At 60.4% G+C, this 23,071-nt stretch carries 23 protein-coding genes; 19 read left to right on the top strand and 4 right to left on the bottom strand.

All coding sequences use genetic code 11. The features are described 5' to 3' along the window. The first annotated feature begins 2 nt into the window (after positions 1-2). The 4 genes from J2Z75_RS07615 to J2Z75_RS07630 all read left to right on the top strand — a co-directional run bounded on the left by J2Z75_RS07615 (position 3) and on the right by J2Z75_RS07630 (position 6,380). Positions 3-1,271 (top strand): RDD family protein, encoded by a 1,269-nt coding sequence (locus tag J2Z75_RS07615; protein ID WP_209849989.1) that lies wholly within the window; start codon positions 3-5, stop codon positions 1,269-1,271. 267 nt (positions 1,272-1,538) lie between these two features. Beyond that, a complete protein-coding gene (locus J2Z75_RS07620) occupies positions 1,539-4,385 on the top strand; it encodes a [protein-PII] uridylyltransferase (RefSeq protein ID WP_209849992.1) in 2,847 nt (948 codons plus the stop codon). Beyond that, complete coding sequence (murJ, locus tag J2Z75_RS07625; RefSeq protein ID WP_209849995.1) at positions 4,382-5,974, top strand: murein biosynthesis integral membrane protein MurJ; 1,593 nt, start codon at positions 4,382-4,384, stop codon at positions 5,972-5,974. Before J2Z75_RS07620 ends, murJ begins: the two co-directional genes overlap by 4 nt. 13 nt (positions 5,975-5,987) lie before the next feature. Continuing rightward, complete coding sequence (locus J2Z75_RS07630; RefSeq protein WP_209849998.1) at positions 5,988-6,380, top strand: VOC family protein; 393 nt, start codon at positions 5,988-5,990, stop codon at positions 6,378-6,380. Between the two features lie 24 nt (positions 6,381-6,404). Here J2Z75_RS07630 and J2Z75_RS07635 read toward each other — a convergent pair whose 3' ends face one another. Beyond that, positions 6,405-6,887, bottom strand: coding sequence for a YcbK family protein (locus J2Z75_RS07635; RefSeq protein WP_209850002.1), 483 nt, complete (start codon positions 6,885-6,887; stop codon positions 6,405-6,407). 455 nt (positions 6,888-7,342) lie between these two features. Between J2Z75_RS07635 and trpS the strand changes: the two genes are divergently transcribed. The 14 genes from trpS to trmB all read left to right on the top strand — a co-directional run bounded on the left by trpS (position 7,343) and on the right by trmB (position 20,689). Beyond that, complete coding sequence (trpS, locus tag J2Z75_RS07640) at positions 7,343-8,410, top strand: tryptophan--tRNA ligase (protein WP_209850005.1); 1,068 nt, start codon at positions 7,343-7,345, stop codon at positions 8,408-8,410. Between the two features lie 53 nt (positions 8,411-8,463). Further along, the gene (locus J2Z75_RS07645; RefSeq protein WP_209850007.1) at positions 8,464-8,955 is read left to right on the top strand and encodes a universal stress protein; all 492 of its coding nucleotides are present in this window, start codon (positions 8,464-8,466) and stop codon (positions 8,953-8,955) included. Positions 8,956-9,110: 155 nt separating this feature from the next. Next, positions 9,111-9,677, top strand: a complete 567-nt coding sequence (locus J2Z75_RS07650; protein WP_209850010.1) for a NifU family protein — start codon at positions 9,111-9,113, stop codon at positions 9,675-9,677. 46 nt (positions 9,678-9,723) lie between these two features. Further along, a complete protein-coding gene (tsaB, locus tag J2Z75_RS07655) occupies positions 9,724-10,389 on the top strand; it encodes a tRNA (adenosine(37)-N6)-threonylcarbamoyltransferase complex dimerization subunit type 1 TsaB (RefSeq protein ID WP_209850013.1) in 666 nt (221 codons plus the stop codon). Position 10,390: 1 nt separating this feature from the next. Continuing rightward, positions 10,391-10,903 carry a GNAT family N-acetyltransferase gene (locus tag J2Z75_RS07660; protein WP_209850016.1) on the top strand — a complete coding sequence of 171 codons (513 nt, stop codon included), beginning with the start codon at positions 10,391-10,393 and terminating at the stop codon, positions 10,901-10,903. 123 nt (positions 10,904-11,026) lie between these two features. Then, a complete protein-coding gene (locus J2Z75_RS07665) occupies positions 11,027-11,815 on the top strand; it encodes a lysophospholipid acyltransferase family protein (protein ID WP_209850019.1) in 789 nt (262 codons plus the stop codon). A 51-nt stretch (positions 11,816-11,866) separates the two neighbouring features. Beyond that, complete coding sequence (gene miaB, locus J2Z75_RS07670) at positions 11,867-13,267, top strand: tRNA (N6-isopentenyl adenosine(37)-C2)-methylthiotransferase MiaB (RefSeq protein ID WP_209850023.1); 1,401 nt, start codon at positions 11,867-11,869, stop codon at positions 13,265-13,267. Between the two features lie 29 nt (positions 13,268-13,296). Continuing rightward, positions 13,297-14,352 carry a PhoH family protein gene (locus tag J2Z75_RS07675; RefSeq protein WP_209850025.1) on the top strand — a complete coding sequence of 352 codons (1,056 nt, stop codon included), beginning with the start codon at positions 13,297-13,299 and terminating at the stop codon, positions 14,350-14,352. A gap of 17 nt (positions 14,353-14,369) precedes the next feature. Then, positions 14,370-14,876, top strand: a complete 507-nt coding sequence (gene ybeY, locus J2Z75_RS07680; RefSeq protein ID WP_209850028.1) for an rRNA maturation RNase YbeY — start codon at positions 14,370-14,372, stop codon at positions 14,874-14,876. A 12-nt stretch (positions 14,877-14,888) separates the two neighbouring features. After that, on the top strand, positions 14,889-16,052 hold the full coding sequence (locus J2Z75_RS07685) for a hemolysin family protein (protein ID WP_209850032.1): 1,164 nt from the start codon (positions 14,889-14,891) through the stop codon (positions 16,050-16,052). Positions 16,053-16,192: 140 nt separating this feature from the next. Next, a complete protein-coding gene (gene lnt, locus J2Z75_RS07690; RefSeq protein WP_209850035.1) occupies positions 16,193-17,788 on the top strand; it encodes an apolipoprotein N-acyltransferase in 1,596 nt (531 codons plus the stop codon). Positions 17,789-17,942: 154 nt separating this feature from the next. Continuing rightward, positions 17,943-18,362: a helix-turn-helix domain-containing protein gene (locus J2Z75_RS07695; protein WP_209850038.1), complete on the top strand. Its 420-nt coding sequence runs from the start codon at positions 17,943-17,945 to the stop codon at positions 18,360-18,362. A gap of 261 nt (positions 18,363-18,623) precedes the next feature. Beyond that, positions 18,624-19,904: a methionine adenosyltransferase gene (metK, locus tag J2Z75_RS07700; protein WP_209850041.1), complete on the top strand. Its 1,281-nt coding sequence runs from the start codon at positions 18,624-18,626 to the stop codon at positions 19,902-19,904. An 86-nt stretch (positions 19,905-19,990) separates the two neighbouring features. Further along, positions 19,991-20,689, top strand: coding sequence for a tRNA (guanine(46)-N(7))-methyltransferase TrmB (gene trmB / locus J2Z75_RS07705; RefSeq protein WP_209850045.1), 699 nt, complete (start codon positions 19,991-19,993; stop codon positions 20,687-20,689). A gap of 27 nt (positions 20,690-20,716) precedes the next feature. Here the strand turns inward: trmB and J2Z75_RS07710 are convergent, their stop codons facing one another. Then, entirely contained in the window at positions 20,717-20,974 is a 258-nt protein-coding gene (locus J2Z75_RS07710) for a BQ00720 family protein (RefSeq protein ID WP_037157201.1), read from the bottom strand. Between the two features lie 139 nt (positions 20,975-21,113). Further along, on the bottom strand, positions 21,114-21,545 hold the full coding sequence (locus tag J2Z75_RS07715) for an Hsp20 family protein (RefSeq protein ID WP_209850048.1): 432 nt from the start codon (positions 21,543-21,545) through the stop codon (positions 21,114-21,116). A gap of 155 nt (positions 21,546-21,700) precedes the next feature. Here J2Z75_RS07715 and J2Z75_RS07720 point away from each other — a divergent pair, with 155 nt between their 5' ends. Next, on the top strand, positions 21,701-22,645 hold the full coding sequence (locus J2Z75_RS07720; RefSeq protein WP_209850051.1) for a nucleoside hydrolase: 945 nt from the start codon (positions 21,701-21,703) through the stop codon (positions 22,643-22,645). 75 nt (positions 22,646-22,720) lie between these two features. Here the strand turns inward: J2Z75_RS07720 and J2Z75_RS07725 are convergent, their stop codons facing one another. Further along, positions 22,721-22,987 carry a hypothetical protein gene (locus tag J2Z75_RS07725; protein WP_209850053.1) on the bottom strand — a complete coding sequence of 89 codons (267 nt, stop codon included), beginning with the start codon at positions 22,985-22,987 and terminating at the stop codon, positions 22,721-22,723. Between the last annotated feature and the right edge of the window lie 84 nt (positions 22,988-23,071).

The following is a 23,071-nucleotide window of genomic DNA, read 5'->3' on the forward strand; positions in this document are numbered from 1 at the left end:
GGATGACAAGCTGGTACTATAAATTGGGGAAGAAACCGGTTGGGCCTGTTTCTTCAGAAGAACTTGTCGAGCTGGCGAAAACGGGTGCGGTCAAGCCGGATACCAGACTCTGGCACCCCGGGATAAGCGATTGGAAAAAAGCAGTCGACATTGGTGATTTTAATATCCAGTTCGCGGAAGCCCGGGCGAATACTGCTGTAGAATTTAGTGATCCGACGCTTGCTCGTCCTTGGGCCAGATTCTGGGCTAGATTGATCGATGTCTATGTCGTCACGCTTGCCCTCGGCTATGCGATCGGATTGCTTTCCTCGCTCTATATGCCCTCCCTTTATCTCAGAATCATAGCGCTCCCGAATGTAGTATTTGGCATGATCCTGCTGCCGCTTGCCGGCGTAGTTCTTGCTATCATGATGAGCCTGTCCGGAACCACGATCGGAAAGGCCATCGTTGGTATCAAGGTGCAAAACATATCCGGGTTCAATCGTTTTCTCTTCCATTTCACGCGCGAACTCAAAGTATGGATATTCGGGTTGTGTCTCGGAGTGCCCGTCGCATCTTTTATCTCCATGATTGTCCAGCACCGGCGTCTCTCGTTGAGCGGGTCGGCCAGTTACGACAAGGATTTCGCGACGGTTGGCGGCAGAAGTTCGATGCGGCGCGGCGCGATTGGCATTGCTGTTGCCATGTGTGTGCTTTCGTTCAACGGTTATCTTTCCTTTATGGACAGGATGGCCGCCAGCGACGTCTTCCTGACGCAGGACTGGACCAATCCGGCAACCGGCATGACGACGAGGTTGGCCAAGACCTGGGCTTTCGAGGAATTGGAGGCTGAAACCGGCAACGTCTATTATTTCTTCTCGGAAAAGCTGCTGGCGGAAATGGTATTTGGCTATGAGCCGATGGAGGAGGAGAACGTCGATCCCGTTGCCTACGGAGAAGCGCTTCAGGAGGCGATTTCGGACGAGGTGACGGTCAATTCGGAATGGACGCCCATCACGGTCAACGGCTTCAATGCAGCGCGGGCAACCGCCGTTCATAAAACGGCCGCAGACACGCATGTGGAAATCACCGTGGCGATTGCGGGAGGAAGCGCATGGCGCACTCTGGTCTTCGTCAGAGGCAGAGCGTTGAGCGGCTTCCCCGGAAGGGAGGAGCTTGCTGCGTCAGCGTTCTCCACCGCACGGGATATCAACGTTCCGACCAACATGCCTTGCGAGGAGGAAAGTTGCCTGTCGTTTCTCTACGTGGGCAAGTCGCGAACAGCGTTCTGAGAGGACCGCGATTTCCAACAAATATCCGCCCTTGAAGAAATTCGACGGGATATCGCGCATGCGTCCACCCGGTTCGAATGGGCTTTGAAAACCACCGATCCAGATGATATGACCCCGCGAGAGCCATGGACGCGCTTTGTGCGCTGAAGAAACGACTTGGCAATTCTTGACCGCTAAAGTCTTGTCCATTCTCGGACAAAAGGTCTATAGCGCATGCACAAGCAGCGGCTCGCAGAGCCTGCCGGACAGGAAGACGGTCGGCATTTGATGGCCAAGCATGAAACGTCATTTCACGACATCCTGAATGTCGCAGCACTCAGAGCCAAGTGCAGCTTTATCGCTTCGGCGCATGCGGAGCATCGCGACCTGATGCGTCAGGCGCTCCTGACGGCGTTCAAGCAGGCCAATCTCGAAGGCCGCGAAAAGGCGCGCGAACTGCTGCTGCAGGACGGCAGCGGGCTGAAATGCGCCGAGCGGATTTCCTGGCTGCAGGACCAGTTGATCACCGTGCTGCACGATTTCGTCCTGAACGAGGTTTTCAACGCCGCCAATGCGCAGCCCTGGACGCGTATCGCCGTCACAGCCGTGGGCGGCTATGGCCGGGGTACGCTGGCGCCGGGCTCGGATATCGATCTCCTGTTCCTGCTGCCGGTGAAGAAAGCGGTCTGGGCCGAGCCGGCGATCGAGTTCATGCTCTATATTCTCTGGGATCTCGGCTTCAAGGTCGGTCACGCGACGCGCACGATCGACGAATGCATCCGCCTGTCGCGCAGCGACATGACGATCCGCACGGCGATCCTCGAAACGCGCTACATCTGTGGATCGAAGGAACTGGCCGACGAGCTCGAGGCCCGCTTCGACAGCGAAATCGTCAAGAACACCGGGCCTGATTTCATCGCCGCCAAGCTTGCCGAGCGCGACGAGCGCCACCGCAAGGCGGGCGACACCCGCTATCTGGTCGAGCCGAACGTCAAGGAAGGCAAGGGCGGTCTGCGCGATATCCACACGCTGTTCTGGATCGCCAAGTATTTCTACCGCGTCAAGGATTCGGCCGATCTCATCAAGCTCGGGGTTCTCTCGCGGCAGGAATATTATCTCTTCCAGAAGGCCGATGATTTCCTCTGGGCGGTGCGCTGCCACATGCATTTCCTCACGGGCAAGGCGGAAGAGCGGCTGTCTTTCGACATCCAGCGCGAGATTGCCGAAAGCCTCGGTTATCATGATCACCCGGGCATGACGGCCGTCGAGCGCTTCATGAAGCACTACTTTCTGGTCGCCAAGAATGTCGGGGATCTCACCCGCATCTTCTGCGCGGCGCTCGAGGACCAGCAGGCCAAGCAGCTCCCGGGGTTCAGCGCGGCGCTCAGCCGTTTCACCCATCGCATCCGCAAGATCGCCGGCACGCTGGAGTTCGTCGATGACGGCGGCCGCATCGCACTTGCAAGCCCCGATATCTTCAAGCGCGACCCCGTCAACCTGATCCGCATCTTCCATATGGCCGATATCAACGGGCTGGAGTTCCATCCGGCGGCCTTGAAGCAGGTGACCCGGTCTCTTGCGTTGATCACGCCGGCCGTACGCGACAACGAGGAAGCCAACCGCCTCTTCATGTCGATGCTGACGTCGCGCCGCGACCCGGAACTGATTCTGCGGCGGATGAACGAGGCCGGCGTGCTCGGCCGCTTCATCCCGGAGTTCGGCAAGATCGTTTCGCTGATGCAGTTCAACATGTACCACCACTATACGGTGGACGAGCATCTGCTGCGCGCCGTCGATGTGCTTTCGAGGATCGATCAGGGCCGGGACGAGGAGCTTCACCCGCTCGCCGTCAAGCTGATGCCGGGCATCGAGGATCGCACCGCGCTGTTCGTCGCCGTCCTCCTGCACGACGTCGCCAAGGGCCGTCCGGAAGATCATTCCGCCGCCGGAGCCAGGGTCGCCCGCAAGCTCGGTCCGCGCTTCGGGCTGACGCCGAAGCAGACCGAGACGGTCGCCTGGCTGATCGAGGAGCATCTGACCATGTCGATGGTCGCGCAGACGCGCGACCTCAACGACCGCAAGACGATCATCGATTTCGCGGAGAAGGTGCAGTCGCTCGACCGGCTGAAAATGCTGCTGATCCTGACGATCGCCGACATCCGCGCCGTTGGCCCCGGTGTATGGAACGGCTGGAAAGGCCAGCTTCTGCGCACGCTCTACTACGAGACCGAATTGCTTCTGTCCGGCGGTTTTTCCGATCTGCCGCGCAAGGAGCGTGCGGCGCATGCCGCCGACATGCTTTTCGATGCGCTGTCCGACTGGAGCCAGAAGGACCGCAAGACCTACACCAAGCTGCATTACCAGCCCTACCTGCTTTCTGTCCCGCTCGAAGACCAGTTGAGGCATGCCAAATTCATTCGCGAGGCCGACAAGGCCGGCCGGACGCTGGCAACGATGGTGCGCACCCACCAGTTCCACGCCATCACCGAAATCACCGTGCTGTCGCCCGACCATCCGCGCCTGCTCGCTGTGATCGCCGGCGCCTGCGCGGCTGCCGGCGCCAACATCGTCGATGCGCAGATTTTCACCACTTCGGACGGCCGCGCGCTCGATACGATCCTCATCAATCGCGAGTTTCCGATCGATGACGACGAAATGCGCCGGGCGGCCAGCATCGGCAAGATGATCGAGGATGTGCTGTCGGGCGCCAAGCGCCTGCCCGAGGTGATCGCCAGCCGCACCAAGCATCGCAAGCGCAACAAGGCTTTCACCGTGCCGCCGGCCGTTACCATCAGCAACAGCCTCTCCAACAAGTTCACCGTCATCGAGGTCGAGTGCCTCGATCGCACCGGCCTTCTGTCGGAAGTCACCGCCGTGCTCTCCGATCTCTCGCTCGACATCGCCTCCGCGCACATCACCACCTTCGGCGAGAAGGTCATCGACACCTTCTATGTCACCGACCTCGTCGGCCAGAAGATCACCAATGAGGGCCGGCACGGCAATATCGTAGCGCGGCTGAAGGCCGTGATGTCGGACGAGGCGGACGAAATGCGCGACCGTATGCCCTCGGGCATGATCGCGCCGCAGAACACGCGGTCCGTTACCGGCGCAAAGAAGGCCAAGGCAGAATCATGAGTCTCGTCCGGAAGTTCATGACCGTCGGCGGCGCCACGCTCGGCAGCCGCATCTTCGGCTTCGCCCGCGAAACGCTGATGGCGGCAGCGCTGGGCACCGGCCCGATGGCCGACGTTTTCTACGCTGCCTTCCGCTTCCCCAACCTCTTCCGCCGTCTGTTTGCCGAGGGTGCCTTCAATGCTGCCTTCGTGCCGCTGTTTTCCAAGGAGATCGAGGCGAACGGCACCGATGGCGCCAAGCGTTTCTCCGAGGAAGTCTTCGGCGTACTCTTCACCGTGCTGCTGCTGATCACCATCGTGATGGAATTCTCGATGCCGCTTCTGGTGCGTTTCGTGATCGCGCCCGGATTTGCCGATGATGTCGAGAAATCGAGCCTGACTGTCCGCATGGCGATGGTGATGTTTCCCTATCTCATGTGCATGTCGCTGACGGCGATGATGAGCGGCATGCTCAATTCGCTGCATCACTTCTTCGCTGCCGCCGTCGCGCCGATCTTCCTCAACGTCGTGATGATCGGCGCCCTGTTCTATGCGCTCTATACCGGGGCCGATCCGCTCGCCACCGCCTGGTATCTGTCCTGGGGCGTGCTCGCCGCCGGCGTCCTGCAGCTTGCTGTCGTCTATCTCGGCGTCATCCATGCCGGCATGAGCATAGGGCTCAGGCTGCCTCGCTTCACGCCCAATGTCAGGCGCCTGCTGATCCTGGCGGTGCCCGCCGCCATTACCGGCGGCATCACCCAGATCAACCAGCTGATCGGCCAGGCGATCGCCTCGGCCCAGGACGGTGCCATTGCCGCCCTGCAATATGCCGACCGCATCTACCAGCTGCCGCTCGGCGTCGTCGGCATTGCCGTCGGCGTCGTGCTCTTGCCGGAATTGTCGCGCGCGCTGAAGGGTGGCAGTCTGCGCGAGGCCGGAAACCTGCAGAACCGGTCGATCGAGTTCGTGCTGTTCCTGACAATCCCCGCGGCCTTCGCCCTGTGGATCCTGTCCGATGAAATCATCCGCGTGTTGTACGAGCGTGGCGCCTTCCACGCGCAGAACACCGCTGTCGTCGGATCGATTCTCGCCATCTACGGCATCGGCCTGCCGGCCTTCGTGCTGATCAAGGCGCTGCAGCCGGGGTTCTACGCCCGCGAGGATACGAAGACGCCGATGCGCTTTTCCGCCGTTGCCGTTGCCGTCAACTGTGCCCTTGCGCTGACCTTGTTTCCCCGCCTCGGTGCACCGGGCATTGCCGTTGCCGAAGCTACGGCCGGCTGGATCAGCACGGTTCTTCTTTTCGTCACGCTGCTTCGCCGCGGTCACCTTGCCTGGGAATGGGCGCTTGTCCGGCGCACGGCTCTTCTCATCGTTGCAGCGGCAATCATGGGCGGTGTTCTCTACTATCTCCGCGGCGTCTTCGCAGCCTCGCTCGCTTCAGGTTCGCCGTTACTCACCAAACTGGGCGCGCTTGGACTTTTGATCGGTGTCTCGATGGTGGTGTATTTCGCCGTCGCCTTCCTGATCGGCGGCGCCGATCTCGGCATGATCCGGCGCAACATGAAGCGCAAGGCCGGTTCCGAACCTGCGCCGCCGGCCGATCTTTGAGGCAGTAACCCCGATGAAGCAAATCATTGCCCGTATCACCCTTGTCGTGCCCGACTACGATGAGGCTGTCGCTTTTTACTGCGGCGCGCTCGGTTTCGATCTTCTCGAAGACACTGATCTGGGCGAGGGAAAACGCTGGGTGCTGGTTCGGCCGAAGGGTGCCACCGAGACGGCGCTTCTGATCGCCAAAGCCGAAGGCGAGGCCCAGCAGGCGGCGGTCGGCAATCAGACAGGCGGCCGTGTCGGGTTTTTCCTCTTCACCGACGATTTTGACTGTGATCACCAGTCCATGCTGGCGGCAGGGGTTCGGTTCACGGAAGAGCCGCGCCGCGAGGTTTATGGAACCGTCGCCGTGTTTGCAGATCCCTTCGGCAATATGTGGGATCTGCTTCAGCCCGCGCGCTGAGCCGGATCAAACGAAAGGCCGGCGTCAAGCCCGCCGTGCCGACCGGCGTTTGGCACTGAGGATGCCGCCCCTCGACTTTCCGCAATAAGCCCATTGACGCCTGGGGCCGATATCGACGTGGACGATCCCGTTGCAGTAGCGGCCGATGCCGCCAATGCCGGGCGCGGTCCTTGCGGCTGCGATGATCTTACTTTCCGGTACCCCGGGCACACGGATATCCGCCGCCTGGCAGTTTCTATGGAGCGAGCCGGCACGATGGGCGCGCGGGCGATGACCTGACGTCACAAGCGGGCGGCGACCGGTTTTCATGGCGATATGCGCCAGGATGCCCTCGAGACGGGCGGAGAAGCAGCCCGTTCTGACGGATACGGTCTGGACTGCATAGGCCGTTGATCTGCTGTAGGTCGGGAGTTTCACTTTGCGCGGACGTCCGTCCCTGGCATCTGCCGTCGCAAAGGTCGAAATGGTCATAAGGCACGAAAGAGCAATCGAGAATATCTTAAGCATGACAATCCCCTCGGCATAAACCCTCTCGGCATCCATGTTCGGATAGGGGCTGATGCAAATGTCGGTTAGCCGCGCCGGTAAATGCGCGCGGTAACAGGACGAGCTAGGCCTGGAGTCTCGGCCGTTTGTGGCGAATTGGTAAATTCATCTGAAATGAAGCAATTTTGTGAAATTATCTACCGATACCTCGAAAGAGGTAGGCCTAATTTCGGCCTTCTTTATTAATGTCGTTGGTAATATTAGAGGATAAAATTCCAATTTGGATGTTTGGAATCAAGGCCTTCGAGCCGGTTTGCGCCGTATGGCCGATGGTCGGCTACCCTTGATCGACGGACACTTGCGTACGTGATGGCCAAAACACCGTACCTGCCTCTTGATCGCTGCCGCGCCTGTGTGCATAAGCCCGCCAACAGCAACAAGAGGCCGGGCCCTCCACAAGCCCGAATGAGGACACGATGTCAGAGTTCAAGCCGCTCGTTTTTTCCGGCGTCCAGCCGACAGGCAATCTCCATCTCGGCAACTATCTCGGTGCGATCCGCAAATTCGTGGCGCTGCAGGAAAACAACGACTGCATCTATTGCGTCGTCGACCTGCACGCGATCACCGCGCAGCTGGTGCATGAGGACATGCCCGGCCAGATCCGCTCGATCGCCGCCGCTTTCATCGCGTCGGGGATCGACCCGAAGAAGCACATCGTCTTCAATCAGTCGGCTGTGCCGCAGCACGCCGAGCTTGCCTGGATATTCAATTGCGTCGCCCGCATCGGCTGGATGGAACGCATGACCCAGTTCAAGGACAAGTCCGGCGGCAAGAATGCCGAACAGATGTCGCTCGGCCTGCTTGCCTATCCGAGCCTGATGGCGGCCGATATCCTCGTCTACCGCGGTACCCATGTGCCGGTTGGCGACGACCAGAAGCAGCATCTGGAGCTTGCCCGCGATATCGCCCAGAAGTTCAACATCGACTTCAGCGACCATATCCGCAGGACCGGCTACGGTGTTGACATCAAGGTCGGCGACGAGCCTGTGCATGCTTATTTCCCGATGGTCGAGCCGTTGATCGGCGGTCCGGCGCCGCGCGTGATGTCCTTGCGGGAGGGCACCAAGAAGATGTCGAAGTCGGACGCTTCCGATCTCTCGCGCATCAACCTGATGGACGACGCTGACACGATCTCCAAGAAGATCCGCAAGGCCAAGACCGATCCGGACGCCTTGCCAAGCGAGGTTGATGGCCTGAAGGGCCGTGCCGAAGCCGACAACCTCGTCGGCATCTATGCGGCGCTGTCGGACAAGACCAAGCAGGACGTGCTTGGCGAATTCGGTGGCCAGCAATTCTCCGTCTTCAAGCCGGCTCTGGTTGATCTGGCGGTGACGGTCCTCGCCCCGATCTCCGGCGAAATGCGCCGCCTGATGGATGACACGACGCATATCGACGGCATCCTGCGTGACGGTGGCGAGCGTGCGCGCATGCGGGCGGAAGTGACGATGAAACAGGTTCGCGAGATCGTCGGCTTTCTGCAATAATTCGCCGCAAAAGAGTCCTTGCAGCCAAGAATATCGGGTGTAAGAGTCCCGCCATGGTTTCAACACGTCTCTCGAGAATGGAAGGTCACCGCCGCAAATTCATGGCGGTGATCGACGATACGCCGGAATGCGGCCGCGCCGTCCACTATGCTGGAATGCGGGCGAAGAATTCCAATGGCGGTCTTGTTCTGCTCTACGTCATCGCCGATGCCGACTTCCAGCAATGGCTGGGTGTCGAGGGCATCATGCGGGCCGAAGCGCGCGCCGAGGCCGAGGCGACGCTCGCCAAGATCGCCCAGACAGTGCGCGAGACGATCGGCATCGAGCCGGAAATGGTCATCCGCGAAGGCGGCGCGACGGATCAGATCTACAGCCTGATCGAGGAAGACCGGGACATCGCCATCCTCGTGCTGGCTGCCGGCTCCGCCAAGGATGGTCCAGGCCCGCTGGTATCCTCGATCGCCGGCAAGACGGCGGCGTTCCCCATTCCCGTGACGGTCATACCCGATCTTCTGACGGATGAGGAAATCGACGCTCTGAGCTGAGGTCTGGCGCTGATGGCAGCATCAGCGGATTTCATCCTGTGCCGGTCAAAACGGTTGTCCGCGCATCTTGAAGCGGCCGTTCAAACGGCTTATATTCTTTTGAATAATTCTAAACAGGCTGGTTGAATTCGATCCCGGCCGTCGCGGAGAAAGACATGTTCATCCAGACCGAAGCCACGCCGAACCCCGCCACGCTGAAGTTCCTGCCCGGCAAGGTGGTGATGGAGAACGGCACGGCGGAATTTCGCGACGAGGAAGAGGCTGCTGCCGGTTCGGCCCTTGCCTCCCGCCTGTTTGCGATCCCCGGCGTCACCGGGGTCTATTTCGGCTATGATTTCATCACCGTCACCAAGGAAGCGCAGGAGTGGCAGCATCTGAAGCCGGCCATCCTCGGCTCGATCATGGAGCATTTCATGTCCGGCCAGCCGGTCATGGCGGTGCACACCCGCGCCGAGGAGAGCGATCAGAACGGCGAGTTCTTCGAGGAGGGTGACGAAACCATCGTCGCGACCATCAAGGAACTGCTGGAAACCCGCGTTCGCCCGGCCGTTGCCCAAGACGGCGGCGACATCACCTTCAAGGGTTTCCGCGATGGCACGGTCTTCCTCAACATGAAGGGCGCATGCTCGGGCTGCCCTTCCTCGACGGCAACCTTGAAGCATGGCGTGCAGAACCTGCTGCACCATTTCATTCCCGAAGTGCAGGCGGTCGAGGCCGTCTGAGCGAGCGTCAAATCGTGCCGCGACTATCCGTCAAAGTCCAAAAACCATGATCGTCCTGGCCATTGATACGGCTGGGACGGGCTGCTTCGCTGCGGTCTATGACAGCGCCGATGATGTGGTCCTTGCCTCCGCCGGCGCCGATATCGGCCGCGGTCATGCGGAGCAATTGATGGCCTTCATCGACGAGGCACTGGCGGCAAGCGGCAAGTCGCTCCCTGATATCGACCGTATCGCCGTCACCATCGGTCCCGGCTCTTTCACGGGTATTCGGGTTGGCGTTGCTGCTGCGCGCGGTTTCGCTCTGGCGCTCGGCGTGCCGGCCATTGGCGTTTCCGTGCTTGCAGCGCTGGCCGGGTCGGCCCGTGAAGCGCATCCCGGACAAGCGGTGCTGGCCGCGATGGATGCCAAGCGCGACGAACTGTATTGCCAGAGTTTCGAAGCCGACGGGACCCCGCGCAGCCAGGCGCAGATCCTCGAACTTTCGGAGGCTCTGGGAATATTGGCCGATTTCGACGGCATCGTATGCGGGACGGCCACCAAGCATCTGATCGACACCCCGCCGGCAGACGTGGCACAAACAGACATGACCGATATCCGCATCGTCGCCCGCCTGGGCGCTGCAGCCGATCCCTCGCGGGGAAAGCCAAGCCCGCTTTATCTCCGTGGTCCCGACGTCAAGTCGCAGGCCGGTTTTGCGGTGGCTCGAGCGTAAGATGTCGCTGACTGATTATTTCGTTCGCAAGCCCGAATTCGAAATCTTCGCTCTGGAAACGGATGACCTGCCGCGGGCGGCTGCCATCCACCAATTGCGCTTCACGCCCTCCTGGAGCGACGGGGAACTGCATTCGTTGCTGATCCAGGATACCGTTTTCGGCTTTATCGCCCGTCAGAGCAATGCCTATACGCGACCGTTTATCACGCAACCGCTGGTCGGCGGCTTCGTCCTCTCCCGCGTTGCAGCCGGCGAAGCTGAAATCCTGACGATCGGCGTCGATCCGCGGTTTTCCCGCATGGGTCTCGGCTGGCGGCTGATGCGGGCAGCACTGCGCGCAGCACGCGATCGGGCCGCCGAAGCGGTTTTCCTTGAGGTCGACGAAACCAACATTGCTGCCGTCGCACTCTACCAAAAACTCGGTTTTGTCAAAGTCGGCGAAAGACGCGCCTATTATCAAGGTGTTAACGGGGCCAAAACGGCTGCCCTTGTCATGCGCCTCGATCTTGGCTAGCCGTATTGGCTTTGAAAGAGGGACGCACTTGCGCCGCCATGCCAACAAGACATTCTGGTATCAAGATGGACGAGACGCGGCATCGCGCCGATTGACGTCGGTTGCCATGCCGGGAAATCACGCGTGATCAATTGGGCGCGTGTCACGCTCTGCATGACCGTTCTGCTTGTCGCCACGCTCGTCATGGCGCCGGCGCAGATCGTTTTTCTCTGGCTCGACATGCCGCCGCGCCGCACGCTTCCCCGCCTCTGGCACCGCATGGCCTGCCGTCTCGTCGGCATCCGCGTTCGCGTCCATGGCACGCCGGACCGTCAGCGGCCGCTGATGCTGGTCTCCAACCATGCCAGCTGGAAGGATATCCTCGTCCTCGGCTCGATTGCCGATGTGGTCTTCGTCGCCAAGTCCGACGTCAAGGCCTGGCCGGTCTTCGGCCTTCTGGCGCGCCTGCAGGCAACGATCTTCATCGAGCGCGACCAGAAGCGCACCACAGGCAACCAGGTCAACGAGATCGGCAGGCGGCTGGCCGACGGCGAGATTGTCGTGCTGTTTCCCGAAGGCACGACATCGGACGGCAACCGGCTGCTGGAAATGAAGACCTCGCTGTTCGGCGCCGCCGCTGCCGCCGTGCCGATGTCTCCGACAGGTGCCGTCCACGTTCAGCCCGTCGCCATCGCCTATACAGGCATTCATGGGATGCCGATGGGCCGTTACCATCGGCCCGTCGCTGCCTGGCCCGGCGATATCGCGCTGGCGCCGCATCTCCTCGGTATCCTCTATGAAGGGGCCGTGGATGTGGACGTCATCTATGGCGAACAGATCACCTATACGGCGGAAAGCAACCGCAAGGTCGTCAGCCGCCAGGTGGAGAAGAGCATCCGTTCGATGCTGGCACTCAAGCTGCGCGGGCGTTGATGCAATGGAAGGGGCTTCAATTTTGGCCCTCTATGCTCTATGGAACCGGGCATGACACAGGAAATCGCCGTTTTATCCACAAAGCCTGAAATGGCTGTCGAAAGCCCAGCCGTTCGCAAGGTCTTCGTGAAGACCTACGGCTGTCAGATGAACGTTTACGATTCCGATCGGATGACGGACGCGCTGGCGAAAGACGGCTATGTCTCCACCGACGTGATCGAAGACGCAGATCTGGTCCTGTTGAACACTTGTCATATCCGCGAGAAGGCGGCCGAAAAAGTCTATTCGGCGCTCGGGCGTTTGCGCGACCTGAAAAAGAAAAAGGCAAGCGAAGGCCGCGAGATGATGATCGGCGTCGCCGGCTGCGTCGCCCAGGCCGAAGGTGACGAGATCCTGCGCCGTGCGCCTGCCGTCGATCTCGTCATCGGCCCGCAGACCTATCACCGGCTACCGGAAGCCCTGAAGCGCGTCCAGCGCGGCGAGCGGGTGCTGGAGACCGACTACGCCGTCGAAGACAAGTTCGAGCATCTGCCGGCTCCCGACAAGGCAAAGACCAGGGCGCGTGGCGTCACCGCCTTCCTCACCGTCCAGGAAGGCTGCGACAAGTTCTGCACCTTCTGCGTCGTGCCCTATACGCGCGGCTCGGAAGTCTCACGCCCGGTCGCCCAGATCGTTGCCGAAGCACAGAAGCTGGTGGATGCCGGCGTGCGCGAAATCACCCTGCTCGGCCAGAACGTCAACGCCTGGCATGGCGCGGGTCCGGATGACGAAAAGTGGGGCCTCGGCGAGCTGCTCCACCGCCTGACGAAGATTGAAGGCCTTGCCCGCCTGCGCTACACGACCAGCCACCCGCGCGACATGGACGACAGCCTGATTGCGGCGCATCGCGACCTCAAGCAGCTGATGCCCTATCTGCATCTGCCGATCCAGTCGGGCTCGAACCGTATCCTGAAAGCGATGAACCGGCGCCATACGACGGCCGAGTACATCGCGCTGATTGCCCGCATCAAGGCGGCACGCCCTGACCTTGCTTTGTCGGGCGACTTCATCGTCGGTTTCCCCGGCGAGACCGACGAGGATTTCGAGGACACGCTGCGCCTCGTCGAGACGGTCGGTTATGCACAGGCATTTTCCTTCAAATATTCCACCCGTCCGGGAACGCCTGGTGCTGATCTCGAAGATCAGGTGCCGGAAGACGTGAAGGCCAAGCGCTTGGAAAGATTGCAGGCTTTGCTGCTGTCCCAGCAGAATGCATTCGCTCAGGCCTGCATCGGCAAGACCATCGATCTGCTTCTGGAGAAGCCCGGCCGCATGCCGGGGCAGCTGATCGGTCGCTCGCCCTGGCTGCAGTCGGTGAATGTTGATGCAAAGTCATCGCAAATCGGTGACATTGTATCTGTACGAATCACTGGTGCGGGCCCTAACAGTCTGTTTGCCGAGGTGGTAAGCTAAGGGACCGCCAACTGAAGGAGCCTGACCGCTTGAACGGACACGAATTGGTTTCATCCTCGCCGCGCCAGTCGAAAACATCCGCGACAGACGTCAATCACTTCGTGCTCACATTCGAGAACAACCGGTTCGCCAGCGAGCTTTTCGGTCAGTTCGACCAGAACCTCAAATTGATCGAACAGCGGTTGCACGTCGATGCACGTCCGCGCGGCAATTCCGTTTCCATTTCGGGTGAAGTCGTTGCCACCAATCAGGCCCGTCGGGCGCTCGATTATCTCTACGGTCGTCTGCAGAACGGCAGCACCGTCGAGGTCTCCGATGTCGAGGGCGCAATCCGCATGGCCGTTGCCGCGGATGATCAGCTGCAGCTGCCGACCATGGAAAAGAAAGCCAAGCTGAACCTCGCCCAGATTTCCACCCGCAAGAAGACCGTTGCCGCCCGCACGCCGACTCAGGACGCCTATATGCGCGCGCTGGAGCGTTCCGAGCTGGTCTTCGGCGTCGGTCCCGCCGGTACCGGCAAGACCTATCTCGCGGTCGCCCATGCAGCCCAGCTTCTGGAGCGTGGCGCCGTCGATCGCATCGTGCTTTCGCGCCCCGCCGTCGAGGCCGGCGAACGGCTCGGCTTCCTGCCCGGCGACATGAAGGACAAGGTCGATCCTTATCTCCGGCCACTCTATGACGCGCTCTACGACATGATGCCCGGCGACAAGGTCGAGCGGGCCATCACCGCCGGCGTCATCGAAATCGCGCCGCTCGCCTTCATGCGCGGCCGGACGCTGGCCAATGCCGCCGTCATCCTTGATGAGGCGCAGAATACCACCGCGATGCAGATGAAGATGTTCCTGACCCGTCTCGGCGAAAACGGTCGGATGATCGTTACCGGTGACCCAAGTCAGATCGACCTGCCGCGCGGCGTCAAATCGGGTCTGGTCGAAGCCTTGCAGATCCTCAAGGGTGTCGAAGGTGTTTCCGTCGTCCGCTTCAAGGACGTGGACGTGGTCCGCCATCCGATGGTCGCCCGTATCGTCCGGGCCTACGAGGCAACGACTGCCGTGCATGACGAAAGCGAGCAGGGCGACCGCTGAAGGCGGTCGTAGCCAATATGACCATCCTTGATGTCCAGATCAGCGTCGAAGAAGGCCCATGGCCTTCCGAGCCCGAGCTTCAGAAATTGAGCGAGCGCGTTCTTGGTGCGAGCGCTGCTTTTCTTCAACGTGAAGAAAAGCAGCCATTCCCAAAAATGCCGACCGAACTGTCGCTGGTCTTTACCGACGATGCCTCGATCCGTGCCATTAATGCCGAGTGGCGCAGCCAGGACAAACCGACGAACGTCCTGTCTTTCCCGGCCTTTCCGTTAACACCGGGCAAGATGCCGGGTCCGATGCTTGGCGATATCATCCTTGCCCATGAGACGCTGGTGCGGGAGGCTGACGACCTCGGCAAGCCGTTCGACGCGCATTTCACCCATCTTCTGGTCCATGGATTTCTGCATCTTTTCGGTTATGATCACCTTGATGAGAGCGATGCGGAAAGAATGGAGAACCTTGAGACTCGCATTTTAGCCGGTCTTGGGCTATCTGATCCCTATGGGGACAGCGATCCCGTTTGATAGTTTGGAACAATGAGCGATTTTAGAGCACAGCCGGCCCCGGCTGTCAGAGACGAGGCGGAAGCCTCCAGTCAAGACGAGGCGGGCAGTAGTGGCACCGCTGCAAAACCTGAGAACGGTAAATCCGGTTCCTCCTTCTGGAGCCGTGCAGCCCGGATCTGGCGCGCCAGCAGCAGCTCCAGCCTGCGTGAAGATCTTGCCGATGCGCTGATGACCGGTGGCGCGGAAGGCGATACTGCCTTTTCGCCTGCCGAGCGCGCGATGCTCAACAATATCCTCCGTTTCCGTGAAGTTCGCGTCGAGGACGTGATGGTTCCGCGTGCCGATATCGAGGCCGTGGATCTGTCTATCACCATTGGCGAGCTGATGGTGATCTTCGAGGAATCCGGCCGCTCGCGCATGCCGGTCTATAGCGAGAGCCTTGATGACCCGCGTGGCATGGTCCACATCCGCGATCTGCTTTCCTATGTCACCAAGCAGGCCCGCAACAAGCGGCGCAGCGGCAGTCGTGCTACTGCCAGCACGCCGGCCGCCACGGCCGAAAAGCCGGAGAAGCCGACGCGCCAGCCCAAGCCAAGCTTCGATCTGAGCCGTATCGATTTGTCCAAGACCGTGGAAGAGGCGGGCATCATCCGCCAGGTCCTGTTCGTGCCGCCGTCCATGCATGCATCCGACCTGATGCAGCGCATGCAGGCCGCGCGCATCCAGATGGCGCTGGTGATCGACGAGTACGGCGGCACCGATGGCCTCGCTTCGCTCGAGGACATCGTCGAAATGGTGGTTGGCGATATCGAGGACGAGCATGACGACGAAGAGGTCATGTTCGCCAAGACCTCCGATGACGTTTTCGTGGCGGATGCACGCGTCGAACTGGAGGAGATCGCCGCGGCGATCGGTCCGGATTTCGACGTCCGCGAGCAGCTCGAGGATGTCGATACGCTTGGTGGCCTGGTCTTTGCCGCACTCGGTCGCATCCCGGCCCGTGGTGAAGTCGTTCAGGCCATACCCGGCTTCGAATTCCAGGTTCTGGATGCCGATCCGCGCCGGGTAAAGCGCGTTCGGATTGTCCGCAAACGCCCGCCGGCTCGCCGCCGCCTGGTGAAGGGCGACGAGGACGTGTCACTTGAAGCCAATCCTCTCGCTCCATCTGAAAAATCCCTGCGCGAAACCGGATAAGCCGTTCGCTCTTTGCGCGCAAACGCCGTTTCAGGGCACGACAAGCCGCCACTTTTTTGGAACACTGCCGGCACGTTGATTCGGATGGATGGTCTTTGCGCCTCGCCGGATGGCCGTTTGCGCCGATTGGGGGGGACTGAATGGAGTGGCTTGCAGGCAGGATCATGCTGTTGTCAGGAGCCCGCCGGGCGCTTGTCGCTTTTGCTGCCGGATTGATCGCCGTTCTCGCTTTGCCGCCTTTCGGCATTTTCGCAGCACCGTTCCTGTCCTTCCCGGTTCTCGTCTGGCTGATTGATGGCGCATCGGGCGATCCGGACCATGGCGCAATCAGGCGGAGCTTGCCCGCTTTCTTCATCGGCTGGTGTTTCGGCTTTGGCTATTTCCTGGGCGGCCTTTGGTGGCTTGGCAACGCGCTTCTCGTCGAAGCCGACGATTTCGCCTGGGCGCTGCCGCTGGCGGTGATTGGCGTGCCTGCGTTCCTCGCCTTCTTTTACGCGTTTGCAACGGCGGTCGCACGTATCCTCTGGTCGGACGGAATGGGCCGTATCGCGGCACTTGCCTTCGCCTTCGGCCTGTTCGAGTGGCTGCGCAGCTTTGTCCTCACCGGCTTTCCCTGGAACGCGATCGGCTATACCGCCATGCCGGTACCACTGATGATGCAGTCGGCCGCCGTGATCGGTCTTGCCGGCGTCAATCTGCTTGCCGTCTTCGTTTTCGCTGCACCGGCACTCATCGGAACGCGCAAGGGCTTGCGTCCGGGGATGAGCATCGCGGTGCTGTTGGTCGCGGCCCATTTCGGCTACGGATTTTATCGGCTGGCACAGCCTCTGCCGCCACAGCCCGATCCGAACGTCACCATTCGCCTCGTGCAGCCGCTGATCGACCAGTCCAAGAAGATCGACGATGCCGAAAGGATGTCGATCTTCGAGGAGCACCTCAAGCTGACGGAGGCGCCGGCAGCCGATGGTGGCAAAAGGCCGGATATCGTCGTCTGGCCGGAAACCGCCGTGCCGTTCATCCTGACCGAAAATCCGGATGCGCTGCTGAGGATTTCCGATGTGCTGGAGGATGGCCAGATCCTCATCGCCGGTGCGGTCCGGGCCGAGGACACCGGCGCAGGTCAGCCGCCACGCTATTACAATTCGATCTACGTGATCGATGATCGTGGCCAGATCGTCGGCGCCTCCGACAAGGTGCACCTCGTTCCCTTCGGAGAGTATCTGCCGCTGGAAAGCCTTTTGTCGGCGGCGGGACTGAACGCGATCGCCGCCGCCATGCCGGGAGGGTTCTCGACGGCAGCGACGCGCTCGCTGCTGACGCTGCCGGGCGGCAAGACGCTCTATCCGTTGATCTGCTACGAGGCGATTTTTCCGGGCGAGATCGGCAATGAAGCACTGCCGGCAAACGCGCTGCTCAATATCACCAACGACGCCTGGTTTGGCAACACGCCAGGCCCCTATCAGCATTTCCAGCAGGCGCGGCTTCGTTCCGTCGAAACCGGCTTGCCGATGATCCGCGACGCCAACACCGGCATATCGGCAATCGTCAATGGGCGCGGCGAGGTCGTGACCGGGTTTCCGTTCGGCACAAGAGGATTCGTGGACACAATTTTGCCGGGAAAGCTTGCTTTGCCGATGAGCCCTCAAGAGCAGGAAAGGAATGCAATGCTGCTGGCGTGTCTTCTCTTCGGCATTGCGGTTATTTCCCGCGCTAGTTTTATTTTGAGAGAGAATTGACCAAAAACCCCTAAAATTGCATAGTGACGATCACCATAGATCTTCACCTATGTTCGGAGGGTTTCCGCCCGGTTACACAACGTTACGTGTAGTCAGCTCTCGGCAAGTGTCCAGGTTATGGAGCAACTGAAACTTCGCTTATTAGGAAACCGTTATGATAGAAAACAAGAAGAAGCCGAACCCGATCGATATCCATGTCGGCAGCCGGATTCGCCTTCGCCGTACCATGCTGGGCATGAGCCAGGAAAAGCTCGGAGAGAGCCTGGGCATCACCTTTCAGCAGATCCAGAAATATGAAAAAGGAACGAACCGGGTCGGCGCCAGCCGTCTTCAGAACATTTCAAGCATCTTGAATGTTCCGGTATCCTTCTTTTTCGAAGATGCACCGGGCGATTCGTCAACCGGTTTGTCGGGCACGGCAGACGCCTCAAGCTCGAACTACGTGGTCGACTTCCTGTCGTCTTCGGAAGGACTTCAGCTCAACCGCGCATTCGTCAAGATCGGCGATCCCAAGGTGCGTCGCAAGCTGGTGGACCTTGTCAAGGCTTTGGCAGCGGAAGCGGAAGCCGAATAAGGCTGACGCATAAGGCGGAACTGAAAAAAAGCGGCCGGATAGTGCCGCTTTTTTTGTGCCCTGATACAGGGATCGATGAATCGGCCGTTTGTGTCGAGGGCGGGCCATCTGCCGTGAAATGCGACTTTAAAGCATCAAAAGACAGGAAAAGCGTTCCCGTCTTGCGCATATAAAGATATATTTATGTCCTTGTGTGCTTGTTTTTTCGTGGCAAAATCACTAACACGTTTCAAGCAGTTTTTCTTTGAGGGGACTTCCCGCATGCGCGCAAACTACCTGTTTACGAGTGAATCCGTGGCAGAAGGTCATCCGGACAAGGTCTGTGACCGGATCTCGGATGAAATTGTTGATCTTGTGTATCGTGAAGCTGCAAAAACAGGCGTTGACCCCTGGGGTGTCCGCATCGCCTGCGAAACGCTGGCGACCACCAACCGGGTCGTGATCGCCGGAGAAGTGCGGGTGCCCGACACCCTGCTGAAGAAGGACAAGGAAGGCAACGTCCTGAAGGACGCCGCCGGCCATCCGCTGATCAACCCGGCAAAGTTCAAGGCCGCCGCCCGCAAGGCGATCCGTGAAATCGGCTATGAACAGGCCGGTTTCCACTGGAAGACGGCAAAGATTGATGTACTCCTGCATCCGCAGTCGGCCGATATCGCCCAAGGCGTCGATAGTGCCGCCGACAAGCAGGGCGACGAGGGTGCTGGCGACCAGGGTATCATGTTCGGCTATGCCTGCCGCGAGACAGCCGACCTGATGCCTGCGCCGATCTATTACTCGCACCGCATCCTCGCTCTGCTCGCGGCGGCCCGCAAGGCAGGAGAGGGTGATGCCGGCAGGCTCGGCCCCGACGCCAAGAGCCAGGTGACCGTGCGCTATGTCAACGGCAAGCCGCAGGAAGTCACCTCCATCGTGCTCTCCACGCAGCATCTGGATGAGAGCTGGGATTCGGCCAAGGTTCGCTCCGTCGTCGAGCCCTATATCCGCGAAGCGCTGCACGACATCCACATTGCCGATGACTGCAACTGGTACATCAATCCGACCGGCAAGTTCGTTATCGGCGGTCCCGATGGCGATGCGGGCCTTACCGGCCGCAAGATCATCGTCGATACCTATGGCGGCGCAGCTCCCCATGGCGGCGGCGCGTTTTCCGGCAAGGACACGACCAAGGTCGACCGTTCGGCTGCCTATGCCGCCCGTTATCTCGCCAAGAACGTCGTCGCAGCAGGCCTTTCGGATCGTTGCACCATCCAGATTTCCTACGCGATCGGTGTTGCCCAGCCGCTGTCGATCTACGTCGATCTGCATGGTACCGGCAAGGTAACGGAAGACCAGGTCGAGGATGCGATCCGCAAGACGATGGACCTGTCCCCATCGGGCATCCGCCGCCACCTCGATCTCAACAAGCCGATCTACGCCAAGACCTCGGCCTACGGCCATTTCGGCCGCAAGGCCGGCCGTGACGGCTCCTTCTCCTGGGAAAAGCTCGACTTGGTCAAGCCGCTCAAGGACGCTCTGAAAGAAGAAGCCCTGAAGGCGGCCTGATCCGGCTCTTTACGGATCGACTGATAAAACTATAAAGCGGATGTTTCCTGACGGAGACGTCCGCTTTTATCGTGAAAGACCGCACTATGACCGATCAGCCTCGTCACCGCTCGACCGAAGCCTTCTTCGGACGCCGCAAGGGCAAGCCTTTGCGGGCGCTGCAGGCCACGCATCTCGAAACGGTGCTGCCTGTACTCCGCCTCGACCTTGCGGCACCCGCACCCTTGGATATCAGCACGCTGTTCAGGCATCCCGCCGATCGGGTGAGGCTGGAGATCGGCTTCGGCGGCGGCGAGCACCTGATCCATCGGGCCGTCGAAAGCCCCGCGACCGGCTTCATCGGTGTCGAACCCTTCGTCAATTCCATGGCAAAGCTGGTGGGGCATATCGAGGAACGTGGCGCGGAAAACATCCGTCTTCACGATGACGATGCGACGCAGGTGCTCGACTGGCTGCCGGAAGCATCGATCGACCAGATCGATCTTCTCTATCCGGATCCCTGGCCGAAACGGAAACACTGGAAGCGCCGCTTCGTCTCGGCGGTCAATCTCGATCGGTTCGCACATGTGCTGAAACCCGGCGGCACCTTCTGCTTCGCCTCGGATATCGATAGCTATGTCAATTGGACACTCGTTCATTGCCGCGATCACGCGGCGTTCGAGTGGACTGCGGAAAACGCGAGCGACTGGCTGACGCCCTATCCCGGTTGGCCGAGTACGCGCTACGAGGCCAAGGCACGACGGGAAGGGCGCAAGTCCGCCTATCTGACGTTCCGGCGAATTTGACGGCCGAAACGCGAAAATTTAATCAGCTCAGTGCAGGCTGACAGTCCGCAGGTCGTCTTCCGCAGCCTTGAAGAAGGTGCTCGAGCGGTTGTCGGTGAGAAGAATCGGCGTGCCGTCGGCGCCGAACAGAGCCCATAGGTCAAGATCGGGATCCATGTCGGGGGCTTCCGGGAAGACACGCGACACTTCGTCGGAACGCATCTTGCGGATATAGCCAACCTCGCCGGCGCCCAGATGCGCCAGATCGTTTTTCGACAGATGTGAGCTGACGTGTTTCAATCCCATGAGTCGTACTCCGTGGCTTTGCAGAATTCACAGTCCGGGAGACGCGAGAAATCTGCAACTCATTGATTCACTGCACGAAGTTCAGGGCCATAGGGGTGAGCCGGGGCTTGATGCAGCCGACAAAACGCTGCCGGTTATCCTACTCTGGGACCAAAATATTAATTTTCTTTACCATGCGGACAGGTTCCGGCCGGATCAGGTCGACGGACAGCAAACCGTTCTTCAATTCCGCCTTCGAGACCTGCATTCCGTCGGCCAGAACGAACATGCGCTGGAACTGGCGGGCCGCGATGCCGCGGTGCAGATAGTCGCGTTCGCCGGTTTCCGCCTGGCGGCCGCGGATGATCAGCTGGTTTTCCTCGGTCGTCACGTCGAGATCATCGTCCGAGAAGCCGGCAACGGCCAATGTGATTCGCAGGCGCTCCGGCTCGCCGGACGAATCGTCCCCGTGGATGCGCTCGATATTGTAGGGAGGGTAGCCGTCATTGCCCTTGGCAATGCGCTCAAGGGTCTTTTCCATCGCGTCGAAACCAAGCAGAAGCGGGCTCGTAAAAGGCGTGATCCGGGTCATATCGTAGTCCTTGGCTTTCAAGCGACCGTTTTTACGGACCTGCGAGGCAGCATCCGCGAGCCTCAATATGGTAGCTGTGCGTAGCAAGCGCAAGGCGCTTGCGCCGGGCCAAGAGGCAAATCATAGTCCGCTCGCTGATTTGAGAGGAAGACCGCATGGCTGTGCCGAGAAAAATTATCATCGATACCGACCCGGGGCAGGACGACGCCGCCGCGATCATGCTTGCCCTCGGCAGCCCCGGCGAACTCGACGTACTCGGCATCACGGCCGTGGCGGGCAATGTCCCGGTGGCCCTGACGTCCCGCAATGTCCGGGTGATCTGCGAGCTGTGCAATCGCCGCGACGTCAAGGTATTTGCCGGTGCCGACCGGCCGCTCGTCCGCCAGCTGGTGACGGCGGAACATGTGCACGGCAAGACCGGCCTCGATGGCCCCGTGGTCGAGGAGCCGACCATGCCGCTGCAGGCGCAGCACGCCGTCGATTTCATCATCGAGACGCTGCTGTCGCACGAGCCCGGCACCGTCACGCTGTGCACGCTGGGTGCGCTGACCAATATCGCGCTGGCACTGAACAAGGCGCCGGAGATCGCCCCGCGCATTCGCGAACTGGTGATGATGGGCGGTGGCTTCTTCGAGGGCGGCAACATCACGCCGGCCGCAGAATTCAATATCTATGTCGATCCGGATGCGGCCGACATCGTCTTCAAGTCCGGCATCCCGATCGTCATGATGCCGCTCGACGTCACCCACCGGGTCCTGACCTACAAGGCGCGTGTGGAAAAGATCAAGGCGATCGGCTCGCCGGCTGCGGTCGCCATGGCCGAGATGCTGGAATTCTTCGAGCGGTTCGATGTCGAGAAATACGGCAGCGATGGCGGTCCGCTGCATGATCCGACGGTCATCGCCTATCTATTGCGCCCGGAGTTGTTCAAGGGCCGCGACTGCAATGTCGAGATCGAGACCAAGTCCGAACTGACGGTCGGAATGACTGTCGTCGACTGGTGGCAGGTAACGCAGCGCAAGCACAATGCCAGGGTCATGCGCGAAGTCGACGACCAGGGTTTCTTCGACCTTTTGACGGAACGCCTCGCGCGGCTCTGAGACCTCGACATGGCAACGGCGCCGCAAGGGCGCCGTTGCTTTAGCATCAAGGGCGTTTGCCCGTCAGACTTGCACCTACGGGGTGGTCGTCGTGCCTGTTGCAGGCGTACCCGTTGCCGGGGTGCCTGTTGCTGGCGTGTCCGTCGCAGGCTTGTCCGTTGATGGGGTCTCGACAGCCGGCACGTTGACGTTGACTTCGGTGCCGCCACCGCCGTTGATGTTGATAACGCCGGTAAACATCAGCAACCCGCCGATGACGACAAGCGCCAGAATCACGGCAACCGCCCATCCGGCGGTGCTGCTGCGACCTGTATTGATAACTGTTGGTCCACGATCAGTCATCTCGAATTCCTCCGCGTTGATAATGTAACTTAAACGCAGAAGTGCAGCGTAAGTTCCCGAAAGCATTGATATTCTTCCAAACCG

Origin of the sequence: Rhizobium herbae (assembly GCF_017873135.1) — a bacterium.
GTDB lineage: Bacteria > Pseudomonadota > Alphaproteobacteria > Rhizobiales > Rhizobiaceae > Pararhizobium > Pararhizobium herbae.